We start from the raw sequence: 12,663 nt of genomic DNA, 5'->3' as shown, positions 1-12,663 counted from the left end.
GAAGAGAATCGTGTTAATATATGTAAAACTAATACCTTGAGCGTTAATCAATGGGGAAGGTTTTAGTCTTAAACGCCTCTTACGAACCGCTTAATATTACGAGCTGGCGACGTGCTGCGGTTTTGTTAATTAAAGGCAAGGCAGAACGAGTCGAACACAATGGCAGACTACTTTACGCGGGTTTTCCATTACCAACGGTAATCCGCTTGCGCCATTACGTGCGTGTTCCCTACAAGGAAATGCCTCTGACTCGTCGGAACCTCTTGCACCGTGACGGTCACACTTGTCAATATTGCGGCTATACAGGGGATGAATTGACGTTAGATCATGTCATACCGCGATCGCGTGGCGGTGGCGATACCTGGGAAAACATCGTTACGGCTTGCGTCCGTTGCAATGTGAAAAAAGGCAATCGCACGCCTCAAGAAGCTCACATGCTGCTGCGTCATTTACCCCGCCAACCTTACAGCAGCCTCTATTTTGAGGTTAGTAAGCATCTTAAAAGTGGACTGCATCAAGAATGGCAAAAATATGTGATAGGTCTTTGACGCTAACAACTCCACCCTAAATAGACATAGCCACAACAGCCTGTTGTTTGTTGGTGTGATGGTTTTGTCTCTTGTTGGGATAGCGATAAGTTAGGTTGCTCACATACTACTATAATTGGTGTTGCATCCTATATTAGGAGTTGCAGCTGCTCAGGGTAATTACCCAACAGTAGCTGTACAAGTACTGTGCTGGCATTTGCCTAAATAATTTAACAGTCTTTTATTGTATATCCATAAACAAAAAAAATCTAGACTTGCGTCAAAAATTCTCTCCAACTGAGAAAATGGTCTAGGGAAGGGAAAAATTAGAGTTTGATCACAACACTGAAACATTGACTTTCTGCCGTTATATGTAATTTGGCAGAACTTCATAAAATTTTGCCGGGTTATCTTGACAAAAAATACACCAAGATACGTATCCCCAGGATTCTATATTTTTGCGAAGATCAAGATGTGTGGCTAAATCAGTAAAACCCTGATTGTAACTTTCTCAATCAATCAAGCCTCACACTTAACAAAGATGTTTTCTATGCAACTAAATTCTTCCTTGAAGCAGTCAGAGAGTTTTTCATTGACCACAGAACCAAATCCAGAAGATGCTGAGGTAGACCACCAAGAAGTAGTTGAACTACCACTGAATCGGCCATCCTTACCATCATCTACCAGCGATGGGGTGAATGTTTATCTCGGTCGTAACAATTCCTTAGCCTTTCAAAAAGCAGAGGAACTGCAAAAGACCTTATTAGCGCATAGACATGAGCGCCAGCTAATTATTTTGCAGGATTTTCCTGACCCTGATGCGCTTTCCTGTGCTTGGGCTTACCAGCTAATCGCTCAACAATATGATATTAAGTGTGAAATTATTTATGCTGGGACATTAAGCCATCAAGAAAATATCGCCTTAGTCAAGCTGACAAATTTACCGGCACAGCGTTGGACACCGCAAAATGTCAAATCTAAAGATTTGTCATGTTATCAAGGTTTTGTACTCATTGATAACCAGGGAACCACCAGTCAGTTATTAGCTGCTGTACAGCAGTCAGGAATGCCTTTAGTAGCAGTGATTGACCATCACAGCTTACAATCGGAACTCAAATCAGAGTTTGTTGATGTTCGTCCTTATGTACGAGCGACAGCAACAATTTTTACCCAGTATTTACAATCTGGGTTACTCGCTTTAGACAGCAGCATTAGCCAACACGTTAAATGTGCCACAGCCTTGATGCACGGCTTGCGATCGGATACAAATCGACTGATGCAAGCACAAGAAGAAGATTTTATGGCGGCTGCTTACCTGAGTCGATTTTATGATGCTCAATTATTAAACGCGATTCTTCAGGCGAACCGTTCTAAGCGGGTGATGGATGTAATTGAGCGATCGCTCAAAAACCGCATCGTCCAGAATAACTTTTCCATCGCTGGCGTTGGTTATCTGCGCTACGATGACCGCGATGCTATTCCCCAAGCAGCTGATTTCTTAGTCACAGAAGAAAACGTCCACACCGCCGTAGTTTATGGTATCGTTCACGATGAAGACGATGAACTTGAAGTCGTCATTGGTTCCCTGAGAACCACCAAACTCACCCTCGACCCCGACGAATTTATCAAAGAAGCCTTTGGTCAAGACAGCACCGGACGCTTTTTTGGCGGTGGTAGAACCAGTGCTGGCGGTTTTGAAATTCCAATGGGTTTCCTCTCTGGTAGTAACGAAAATCCAGCCTACGCCAAGATGAAATGGGAAGTTTTTGACGCTCAGATTAAGCAAAAATTACTGAAGTTAGTTAATCCTAAAGATAACCCAATTCAGTCAGAGTAAATCTTGCGTTTGAAGGCACAGGATAAAGAGTAAAAGTTGAACTGAATTTAAATTGGCAGCCAGAAATTTATTTCTTGGCTGTTTATTTACTTTCAGTATTTAAATTTTTGAATTATAGCGGATTGCTTACCTTATGCTCTGAATTTGATTGACTGCACTGATTATCAAAGATGATGCTTTTTCTATTTCTTCTCTAGTAGTAAATTTTCCCATACCAATTCTTAAGGCTCCCTCAACTATATTCTCTGAAAGATTCATTGCTGTTAAAACTTGAGATGCTGCAACAACGCCTGATGAACAAGCTGCACCAGTGGAAATAGCTAATTGATGACGAACTCTAGCAATAATGGCGCTGTTGGGAATACCAGGAATAGAAATATGTAAGTTACCTGATAAACGATTATTTAAGTCTCCATTCACCACTAAATCGGGAATAGCAGCTTGGAGTTGGTTTTGTAGCTGATTTCGTAAAATGGCGATCGCACTTTCATCTTGTTCCATTTCCAACACTCTCAATCTGCAAGCTTCCCCCAAACCGACGATTCCGGGGACATTGAGTGTACCTGATCTGAGGAGAGATCGGATTCTATGCAGCTTCATAAAAAATTGGTATAAGCCGAAACCAAACCCAACAATGTCGAGCTATTTAGATTTTGGTTTAATTTATTTTTTGTGAGAGTATAATCACAGATTCTGCTTAGTTATCTCCAAAAGTTGATGAAAATAAATGTCGTCTATCTAAAGAATTAAAAATCAGTAAATGTGATAATTTGCAATCTTTAAGCAGAAAACTTAACTTTAGATAGGTACAATTACTAAAGTCAATTTTGGAGTATGGCTAAGTAAGTAATCAAAAATAGATTTTCTTCAAGGAGGTGTTGGAGTGCGTTGGCATTTTTTGGCAATTTTTGGTTCAATAACAGTCTCTGTTGTTGCTGTAACACCAGTGACCGCACAGATTCCGTTGTTACCACTGTTGCAAACTCCCAGCAGTCTGAGTAATGAATCTGAGAATAGAAATGTTTCTGGTTGGATTTATCTAGATGGTCGTCGTTTATTTCAAATCAGCGCCACCAAAACTAATTTGCCAGAGCGTTTACAGAATATTCAGCGGAATTTGAATCAAATTAGCCAGAATTACTTTCAATCCTCAGCAACAGAAGTCAAGGTAGAGGTGCGGAAAGTTAACGAAATACCTGTCATTCAGGTGAATGGTGATTATCTAATGACTGTCACCACTGAGGATGCAGAAATCAGACAGGAAGATCAGCTGATATCAGCGAATCAAATTGCTGATGTTATACAAGAAAACTTACAACGGGCAAAGCAAGAACGACAAACTCAATATCTGCTCAATCAAGGTAAAATTGCTGCTGGCATTGGCCTGGTAATGATAGTCACAAGTTGGGGTGTATATTATTGGCAGCGTCGGTCTCGCAAAGAAACAGCACAGCCAGTTCCATCAATCTCTTCAACAGCGCAACCAATTACTACTCAACTGAATCAACAGCAACATCGTCATTTTCAAGAAGTCAAGAAACGTTTGTTTCAGTTAACCCAAGCTGGAATTTGGGGAGGGGGCAATTTTCTGATTTTGGGGTTATTTCCCTACACTCGGCCGTTTCAAGTAGCCATTCTCTCCGCGGTTCAAATTCCTTTAAAACTTGCTATTGTGGCCTTGGGGACTTATGTTGCTATCCGTTTCAGTTATGCTTTAATTGATCGCTTCACAACAACACTCATCAGTAGTGGTGCTTTATTAACCTCAGACACTTCTGAACGTCTGCGTTTACGAGTCTCTACCTTTTCAGGCGTGACTAAAAGTATTGTCACTATTATTTGGGTAGGAGTTGGGATTTTATCTGCCCTTGTGTCTCTGGGGATAGATATTGTTCCTCTACTCGCAGGTGCAGGTTTAGTTGGTGTGGCTGTATCTTTGGCTTCCCAAAACCTAATTAAAGATGCAATTAACGGCTTCTTGATTATTTTGGAAGACCAGTATGCGTTGGGCGATGTGATTAATGTTGGCAATGTGGGAGGCTTAGTGGAAAATCTCAACTTGCGGATGACACAAGTAAGAGATTCTGAAGGACGTTTAATCACAATTCCCAATAGTGAAATTAAAATTGTCGCCAACCTTTCTAGCCGTTGGTCACGGGCCGATTTAACTGTTCCCATCGCCTATGAAGCTGATGTAGACTACGCTTTAGAGTTGATTAAAAAAGTTGCTTTAGAAATGGATCAAGATCGGCAATGGCAACATCAAATTATTGAAACTCCGCAAGTTTTGGGTATTGATAATTTTGGCGATCGTGGTTTAATTATTCGTGTTTGGATTAAAACCCAACCTCTCAAACAATGGGATGTCGCCCGCGAATATCGCCGCCGCCTCAAAATTACCCTTGACCAAGCTGGAATTAATATCCCAGTACCACAACAAGCCATCTGGGTAAATGATGCACAGCTATTGAATGCACAGATGAATGGCAAGGGTGATGAGTCAATGGTCAATGGTCAATAAGAGGAAAAGGAGCAGGGGGCAGGGTGCAGAGGGGATAATCTTTGCCCTGCCTCTTCCAGTTAATAGTCAATAGTCAAAATCTTGTTGGGTGGGCAAAATTGCCCACCTAAATTAATTGGCACGTGAAACAACCTCTGGGCAATACAGTACATTTGTACTATAATAGATGTAGCGTCCACAAATCCTAGTGCAGTGCAACTATGATCAAGCATTACATTCTCAATCTCAATCCAACTGCCAAGCACGAATGGGATCGCTGTATTTTACGTGACCCACTGACTGCAAAACGTCCAGACTTCTCCCGATTAATTGCCGAAGCAGTTGGTGCTGATACAGGAAGTTATTTAATCAGCGTAAATATTGAAATACAGGTATTAGAACAAGCCGCAGTACCGCAAGCTGAACAACTTTCACTTTCTTTTCCAGAGGTAGCTATCCAATCCCCGATGAGAGAAGCGGCATAGTTAATCATGAGCATACAGAAGTTGCAATGCAGCGTCTGTATGCTCATGACTTTAAAACACAAAATTTCTAGAGTCGTTTAAAGCGTTCGCAGATACATTGCGTAACCTTACCAACTCTAAAGCCACACGTTGACCAGCAGTACCATCTAGATCAATTAAAACTAAGGTGTCTGTTCCTGCTGTTTGTAACTGTAAGTAACCGCCGGCAATTGCTGTGGCAAAGTTCAAGTTGCTCAAATCTAAACTCCGCCAGAGTGCTTGTAAGACAATTTTATCTGTACCAATGGCAAAATCAGTAATTGTATCGCCGCTATCGGCTAGACTGGTATAAACAAAGTTATCTGCACCCGCACCTCCTGTTAGCATATCTGCGCCTCTCAAGCCTGCTATCAAATCATTAGCAGCCGTACCTCGGAGATTGTCAGAATATGCTGTGCCATTAATTACAGAGGCTTCATAAGCTCCAATATCTACTCGACCATTCAAAATACGTCGATAACCACTACCACGTTGATCAAAAGGTACTCTTTCGGTAGTATTGCCATCTCTGTCTAAGTCTGCAATGTCGGCAGGGACATCGGCGTTATTACCCGCATTAATGGCGGGACTGCCATAAACTAAGGCGTGGGTTTTGACTGGGCCGCCATTGTCACGCAGGATAGTATCAATAACTTGAGAAATGCTGACTTGTAGTTGTTCGCTGGAGTTAAAGCCAGTACTACCATTAAGGTTGCCAATGAGGTTATAGCCGTTGCTGATAAAGTTACCAACGACATCGGGGTTAACAGCACCAGGAATACCATCGTTATTGCCTGCTATGATGCTGTTTTTGATGGTGGCTGTACCTGTGGCTGCGTTGTAAATGCCTGCACCGCTAGATACAGTGTTTTCTTCATCATAGTAAGACTTGTTGAGGGCGATCGTGCTATTGCTAACGGTTAAAGTGCCAGAGTTGTAGATTCCGCCACCTTCGGAGTATGACTGATTGCCACTAATGGTACTGTTAACTAGAGTTAGAGTGCCAGTCTCTAAGTTGTAAATTCCACCGCCAATTCCTGCGGTGTTGTTGTTAATAGTGGAATTAATTACAAATGCAGTACCGTTGTTAAGAATACCACCTCCTAAACCTGCTGAGTTATCGCTGATAGTAGAACTAATGATGGTTATGGTGCCATTATTAACAATCGTGCCGTTTGCGGCTCCCTCTGCATTGGAATTGCCTGTGATAGTACTTCTAATAACTGTCAGATTGCTAGATGCCGAGTTATAGATGCCGCTGCTATTAATATCTTCCGTTACATTTAAACCCCCTATATTACCGCTGATAGTGCTGTTGCTCACTATGACGTTGCTACTGCCTCTAAGACCTATACTACTGAGACCTGTACTGCCGTAGTCTGACGAGTTATTACTGATGCTGCTATTACTTACCGTTGCTATACCATAAAGAATAAGACCAGCATTACTAAAGTCGTAGTATGAATAGTTGCCATTGATGGTGGTTTTGTCTATTTTGCTGGTGCCAGTAGCAATAAGTCCACTGGAATTTCTGCCGCTATTGTAATTAATCGAGCTGTTAGTTACTGTTAGAGTTCCTGAATGGATGACTCCACTTGACCAATAAGAAGAATTATTATCTATTTTGCTATAGCTGATAATCAATGTACCTGAACTATCAATGCCAGCTCCAGCGCCACCAACTACGATCGCTGCATTATTACTAACGCTACTATTTTTAATGGTGAGGCTACCAGTACTCACAATGCCACTGAATGCGTTGTAGTATTGGTTGCTTGATTCATTGTTATTAACACTGCTATAACTCAAAGTTACGACGTTGGTGCTGTAGAGGCCAGTACCATCACCTGTGCCTCTGTTATTGTTGATGGTGGTGTTGTTAGCTGTTAAAGTACCAGTGTTATATATACCTGCACCGTTGCCTAAGTTATCAGGGAAGTAGGAATCATTGTAGTACCCGGCAGAGTTGCCATTAATAGCACTGTTGTTCAAAGTGACGATACCAGCGTTATAGATGCCACCCCCATCACCTGCATAGAATATACCCTCAGCATCAACTTGACCTGCGTAGTTAGCTGTGACTGTACTGTTGTTAAGCCTTAAAACTCCAGAAGTGGAGTTATAAATGCCACCACCATTGTTCCCGGAACTGTCTTGACCACCAGAAAAGTTATTGCTAACGGTGACGTTTCTTAATGTCAGATTGCCAGCATTGTAAACGCCGCCACCTCCTCTTGTATCTGTCGCATAGCCATTAGCAATTGTTAATCCTTCAATGTCAACGGTGATCCCGTTAGCAATTTCAAATACACGAGATATGTTGTTATCTTGAGCAAAATTGTAGTTACCGCTGATGGTGAGCAAGTTTGAACCTCTACCATCAATACTTAAGTCATCGGTGATGAGCAAACTACTACCGCCAAGGCTGATAGTATCGGCGATGTTGTCTGTGAAGAGTCCGCCTGTAAATCTGATTAAATCTTTACCAGCTGAGGCGTTGGCATTTGAAATTGCTTGCTGAAATGAACCAAGACCACTGCTTTTGGTGTTGGTGACGTTAAAGGTAGCCATTGTTTATCTCACTCCTATTAATTTTGGTTGTGTCAGCAATATGAGCAAGCTTTTTGGCTGCTTACTTTCGCTAAACACGCAAAATGACGGCGCTGTTAGGAAAAGTGCTTTTTTGGGTATGGGAACAATTAATGACAATTTTGGAGAGACACCAGTTAGATGAGGCTGGTGTAGACTGATTGCATAAATTAGAGTAGGGAAAAGTAAATCAGGATTAGAAAGTTAAAATCGCCTATTCTTTTTGTTTTTTACTGAAAAAACAAAAATTTGCTTTTGCAATTAGTCTGGTTTGGGAGTTGATAAGCACTGGTTTTGAGAGTAATACCGAAAATTTACTTAACCCAATAAATTTAGGTGATGATTAAGATTTTACTAATACTCTGTTGAGATAATATTAAGTAAGATTACGTAATTGGTCTTTGGTCTATGCAGTCATTGAGGGATAAGAGGGAGACAAGGGAGACAAGGTAGACAAGGGGGACAAGGGAGCTGGAGTACCTTGAGCGAAAATGTTAGCTAAATTCTGTATAAATCTAGTTTGCAAATGCGGTTTTTTGTGGCGCTTTTGGTACATTTTTACTATAATAGATATATCAAGTACAGGTTATAGTTTTCTACGCCAAAAAGCATCTTTTTGATTTCAAGATGTGACTATTTTTTCCCTACTCCAGAAGAAGTTTGAAAGCAGAGAAATAGAAGTATTTAGGTAAGAATTCAGGAGTCAGGAGTCAGAATACAGAATGCTTGGTAAATCAAGCTTTTGCTAGACAGAGATTCTCATAGTCTAGAACCATGAGTCATTAAACTGTGATGACTTCTGTATTCTGTGTTCTGAATACTTACGTATTTAGACATACTTCTGAGATGTCTTTTGCTATGTGATGAATTGAGATTTTGAGAGGAAGATTATTTGATGATGCAAATGAATCATTATCCATCTGCGATCGCTCAGGCTGCTCAACGTGTAAATGAACTAGACTCGCAATTGATGGCAGTACAGCAGCAAATTAACCGCTTTGAAGGAAATGCAGATCGCGCGGCGGCTTTTGATGTGGATTTGAAAAATGATGCTCAACGCAAGGCGCGACGGTTTGAGGTATTACTGTTGAATCACGAATATCAAAAAGCGGTGGATAGCCAAATTCAACTGACTGTAGAAAAAGCTAATGCGATCGCGCATTTAGAATATCTGCGTAACCAGTTTAGTGTAGCGAAGTTAGAGGCAAGATTAGCGATCGCACAACAACTGACTGATTATGAATCACGAGAACTAGTCGGTTTGTAGTTTATATGTATACATATCTTACACCAAGCGACTAAAGTCGCGGTTCATTTTGCACCCAGACAAAACCCGCCTACGCGGGTTCTAAATCCTTGATTTTTATTCTAATGAGGTATAAGCAAGAAGAATTAACCGCAGATGGAAACAGATAAATTTTTACCTCAGCAAACGAGGAAACGCTATATTAGTAATCTCTAAATTTATTCATCTGAACATCTGATTTATTTTGAATCAACCTTCAAAATTCATCCGCCGTTTTTTCAAACTTGCATCTGTAAATGTAATTTCCAACTTAATGGTTCCCCTAGCTGGACTATTAGATGTCATGTTTTTAGGACATTTAACAGAAATTCATCATTTAGCAGGTGTGGCATTAGCAACCATTTTGTTTAATTATATTTACTGGACATTTGGTTTTTTACGTATGGGTACAACTGGAATGGTTGCCCAGGCGATCGGACGTAAAGATAATCAAGCGGTGGTGTTAATTGGGTTACAGCATGGAATTATAGCTTTACTATTAGGAATTACCATTATTATCTTGCAACAACCTTTACAAATATTAGGTTTTGCAATTTTAAGCGCAGCACCAGAAGTCAAAAAATCTGGTATGGAATTCTATAATGCTTTAGTTTGGGGTGCGCCAGCTACGCTGATTAATTTTGTTTTGATTGGTTGGTTTTTAGGGCAGGCAAAAAGTAGTAAAGTTCTGTTACTTTCAGTCATCGGTAACTTTACGAATGTATTCCTTGATTATCTATTTATTGTGCAATTTGGTTGGGAAAGTAGAGGAGCAGGTTTAGCTACAGCCATGAGTCAATATCTCATGTTTATAGTAGGTTTCGGGCTGTTTTATCAAGAAAATTCATGGCAAAATATACAAGCTTTCAAGAAAAAATTCTTTGATCTATCAGCCCTAAAAACAGCCTTAATTTTCAATGGAGAAATTATTATTCGGACTTTTGCCTTGATATCAACAATGGCGATATTTACAAACTTAAGTTCAAGTTTAGGAACTGAAGTTTTAGCAGCCAATACCGTACTTATGCAAATCGTTGGCTTGGCAGCATATTTCATTGATGGTTTGGCATTCGCTACTGAAAGTTTAGCTGGAATTTCTCAAGGTAGCGGCAATACTAATTATTTAAAACAACTGTTAAAAATTTCTTTGATTAGTAGTTTAATTATAGGCTTAACTTCCGCCACTATATTTATTTCGGCTCCAGAACAACTTTTAGGATTACTGACAAATCATGCCGAAATTATTTATAAATTGCGCGTTTATGTTCCTTGGTTACTACCAGTTTTAGGATTTGGTTCAATTGCTTATGCACTAGACGGTTATTTTTTAGGATTAACTCAAGGTCATATCCTACGCCAAGCAATGCTAATAGCCACAGCAATTGGTTTTATTCCCTTAGCAATTACAGCTTGGTATTTCCGTAATAGTCATCTACTATGGCTATCTATGTCTTTATTTATGGCAGCAAGAACAATAACTTTAGCACGGCACTTACCGAAAACATTCAGTCAATAGGAGAAAACAACATAGTGAGTTTCCGACACCGATAATGTTGAGTCCGGCAGTTATGAAAAATTGAATTGTAATTGCTGATATCAGCCAAAATCGCTAGGATATTATTAGTAATAAGTGAAAAAAATCACAGTATCTTGCAAAATGACAAAACAAGAAACTTTACTTGTCGGAGAAGCGTTAATTTAAAAGAAGTTTGTCGGCGAATCCGCGTTGCACGTAGCTATTGGGATGCTCATAACAATGCTGCTTGTCGAGGTGAACGTGAACGAGCATTAGCTCTTTACAACAAACTAACTAAGGAAGAAAAAGAAGCAGATTCCGCAAGTGTTACGTGTATGGCTACGTTATCGGAGTGAGAAATACTTTGGGGCGCATAGAACGCCACCTAAATCGAAGCGCAAAGCAAAATATAGCAAGTCGGTTTGATTTTTGAAATTATCTGTATAGGTAGGGAGTAGGAAAGAGCATTTTTGAATGTACTGTTTTTTTCAGAAATTAAATATGAGTCCTATGTATGAATAATTTATCGAAAATCAAATCAGGGTTACTTCTAGCTATTGTGACAACAAATTTAGGAATGAATGCGCCTGTAAAGGCTAATACTCATCAAACTATCAATCAACAATCTCTAGAGCAAAAAAGAAAACAGGTAAAAAGACAGTCTCCTTCTCAAGAATTGTGGGAAAGATTTAGACAGCGACAAGATGAATTTAGATTGCAACAACAACATCGAATCGAACAATTTCGCTTAGAAAATCAATTTAGATCACAAAAATTTGAACAATTGGCAAGAGACAGACTCAGGCTACAACAAAGACAAGAAATAGACACACTCAGATTACAGCAAAAATTGAGAAATCCATATTAATAGATAGCAATTCTATTTGATAGATGAACAAAATAGACAAGGTAGATCAGGGAGAAAGATGTTTGTAAAGTTTACTGATTAGCTTTGCTGCAATCAATCTAGATTCCAGAGCGGAGAATTTTCTCGGCGACTTGGGGAAACCAACGTTGGAAGAAAAACAGCAGTTTGGTTTTACCGATTCGCATTTCATAGCGATCGCACCTAAAATTATGCCAAAATTCATCTGCCAATGCTGTTGGTGAAATTTTCCCTTTACCCCTACCGTGAGTCATTGGTGTATCAACTAAAGGGGCAATAATTTCAAATACTTTAATTGATGTGGTTTCCAGTTGCCAGCGCAGGGCTTTAGTGGCAATATGTAATCCTGCTTTACTACCGCAATAAACAGGCGCAGTTTGTTTCGGTACTAATCCCAAGCCAGAAGATACATTCACAATCGCAGCATTTGGCTTGGACAACAGATGAGGTAACATCAGTTTAATTAATTGTAATGGTGCAATTAAATTGGTGCGTAATTCTTCTTCAATTAACTCAGGGGAAATTTCGGGGTTGACAAATTCATAGTTGTATTGAATCCCGGCATTGTTAATCAATATGTTTACATTTGGATAGCGATTAACAAGCTGTTGTAAAGCATTTAAATCTCGTAAATCAGCAACTTCTGTAATAATTTCCGGCAAGATTTTTTTGACTTCAGCTAATTTTTGGGCATCACGTCCAGTAATAATGACTGTATTGTGGGCTTGGAGAAATTTTCTAGCCAATGCAAAGCCAATTCCTGAAGAACCTCCCGTAATTAATACTGTATTGCCTTGAGTTGACATGGAAGACTTTTGTACAAATAGTTTGACAGCAACCGTAAAAGCGATCACCAACGTCGGCATAATTGAATTTAGGACTCCGAAGCCCAAAAATGCCAGAAAGCCTGTGTAGAGGATAAAAGGATGTAGTTTTGTCTTCACCATTGCCAGTTTTGAGCGATCGCATTTCATAACATCTTCTTTAGATGTAATTCCAAACAATGGCGAAGTCATTAAC

At 39.9% G+C, this 12,663-nt stretch carries 10 protein-coding genes; 7 read left to right on the top strand and 3 right to left on the bottom strand.

From position 1 onward, the window contains the following. The first annotated feature begins 50 nt into the window (after nucleotides 1-50). Both ACX27_RS03880 and ACX27_RS03875 read left to right on the top strand, forming a co-directional pair. A complete protein-coding gene (locus tag ACX27_RS03880; protein ID WP_062288673.1) occupies nucleotides 51-548 on the top strand; it encodes an HNH endonuclease in 498 nt (165 codons plus the stop codon). 529 nt (nucleotides 549-1,077) lie between these two features. Beyond that, the gene (locus ACX27_RS03875) at nucleotides 1,078-2,364 is read left to right on the top strand and encodes a DHH family phosphoesterase (RefSeq protein ID WP_062288670.1); all 1,287 of its coding nucleotides are present in this window, start codon (nucleotides 1,078-1,080) and stop codon (nucleotides 2,362-2,364) included. Between the two features lie 126 nt (nucleotides 2,365-2,490). Here the strand turns inward: ACX27_RS03875 and ACX27_RS03870 are convergent, their stop codons facing one another. Beyond that, nucleotides 2,491-2,964 (bottom strand): aminotransferase class V-fold PLP-dependent enzyme, encoded by a 474-nt coding sequence (locus ACX27_RS03870; RefSeq protein WP_235526489.1) that lies wholly within the window; start codon nucleotides 2,962-2,964, stop codon nucleotides 2,491-2,493. 283 nt (nucleotides 2,965-3,247) lie between these two features. Here ACX27_RS03870 and ACX27_RS03865 point away from each other — a divergent pair, with 283 nt between their 5' ends. Both ACX27_RS03865 and ACX27_RS03860 read left to right on the top strand, forming a co-directional pair. Next, complete coding sequence (locus ACX27_RS03865; RefSeq protein ID WP_062288668.1) at nucleotides 3,248-4,885, top strand: mechanosensitive ion channel family protein; 1,638 nt, start codon at nucleotides 3,248-3,250, stop codon at nucleotides 4,883-4,885. A 200-nt stretch (nucleotides 4,886-5,085) separates the two neighbouring features. Then, nucleotides 5,086-5,349, top strand: a complete 264-nt coding sequence (locus ACX27_RS03860) for a hypothetical protein (RefSeq protein WP_062288665.1) — start codon at nucleotides 5,086-5,088, stop codon at nucleotides 5,347-5,349. Nucleotides 5,350-5,400: 51 nt separating this feature from the next. Here ACX27_RS03860 and ACX27_RS03855 read toward each other — a convergent pair whose 3' ends face one another. Beyond that, a complete protein-coding gene (locus tag ACX27_RS03855; protein WP_062288662.1) occupies nucleotides 5,401-7,938 on the bottom strand; it encodes a beta strand repeat-containing protein in 2,538 nt (845 codons plus the stop codon). A gap of 913 nt (nucleotides 7,939-8,851) precedes the next feature. Between ACX27_RS03855 and ACX27_RS03850 the strand changes: the two genes are divergently transcribed. The 3 genes from ACX27_RS03850 (at nucleotide 8,852) to ACX27_RS03840 (ending at nucleotide 11,625) form a co-directional block, all read left to right on the top strand. Further along, entirely contained in the window at nucleotides 8,852-9,223 is a 372-nt protein-coding gene (locus tag ACX27_RS03850) for a hypothetical protein (protein ID WP_062288659.1), read from the top strand. Nucleotides 9,224-9,446: 223 nt separating this feature from the next. Next, nucleotides 9,447-10,757, top strand: coding sequence for a guanitoxin biosynthesis MATE family efflux transporter GntT (gene gntT / locus ACX27_RS03845; protein ID WP_235526488.1), 1,311 nt, complete (start codon nucleotides 9,447-9,449; stop codon nucleotides 10,755-10,757). A gap of 514 nt (nucleotides 10,758-11,271) precedes the next feature. Further along, on the top strand, nucleotides 11,272-11,625 hold the full coding sequence (locus ACX27_RS03840; RefSeq protein ID WP_062288654.1) for a hypothetical protein: 354 nt from the start codon (nucleotides 11,272-11,274) through the stop codon (nucleotides 11,623-11,625). Nucleotides 11,626-11,723: 98 nt separating this feature from the next. Here the strand turns inward: ACX27_RS03840 and ACX27_RS03835 are convergent, their stop codons facing one another. Further along, nucleotides 11,724-12,659, bottom strand: coding sequence for an SDR family oxidoreductase (locus ACX27_RS03835; RefSeq protein ID WP_235526487.1), 936 nt, complete (start codon nucleotides 12,657-12,659; stop codon nucleotides 11,724-11,726). Nucleotides 12,660-12,663 lie beyond the last annotated feature (4 nt).

The organism is Nostoc piscinale CENA21, assembly GCF_001298445.1.
Lineage (GTDB): Bacteria > Cyanobacteriota > Cyanobacteriia > Cyanobacteriales > Nostocaceae > Nostoc_B > Nostoc_B piscinale_A.
This window is presented reverse-complemented; position numbering and strand designations above follow the sequence as displayed.

Coding starts and splice junctions, on each gene's coding strand:
- ACX27_RS03840 (WP_062288654.1), top strand. CDS start 11,272: ATGAATAATTTATCGAAAATCAAATCAGGGTTACTTCTAGCTATTGTG.
- ACX27_RS03875 (WP_062288670.1), top strand. CDS start 1,078: ATGCAACTAAATTCTTCCTTGAAGCAGTCAGAGAGTTTTTCATTGACC.
- ACX27_RS03850 (WP_062288659.1), top strand. CDS start 8,852: ATGATGCAAATGAATCATTATCCATCTGCGATCGCTCAGGCTGCTCAA.
- ACX27_RS03880 (WP_062288673.1), top strand. CDS start 51: ATGGGGAAGGTTTTAGTCTTAAACGCCTCTTACGAACCGCTTAATATT.
- ACX27_RS03835 (WP_235526487.1), bottom strand. CDS start 12,659: ATGACTTCGCCATTGTTTGGAATTACATCTAAAGAAGATGTTATGAAA.
- ACX27_RS03860 (WP_062288665.1), top strand. CDS start 5,086: ATGATCAAGCATTACATTCTCAATCTCAATCCAACTGCCAAGCACGAA.
- ACX27_RS03870 (WP_235526489.1), bottom strand. CDS start 2,964: ATGAAGCTGCATAGAATCCGATCTCTCCTCAGATCAGGTACACTCAAT.
- ACX27_RS03855 (WP_062288662.1), bottom strand. CDS start 7,938: ATGGCTACCTTTAACGTCACCAACACCAAAAGCAGTGGTCTTGGTTCA.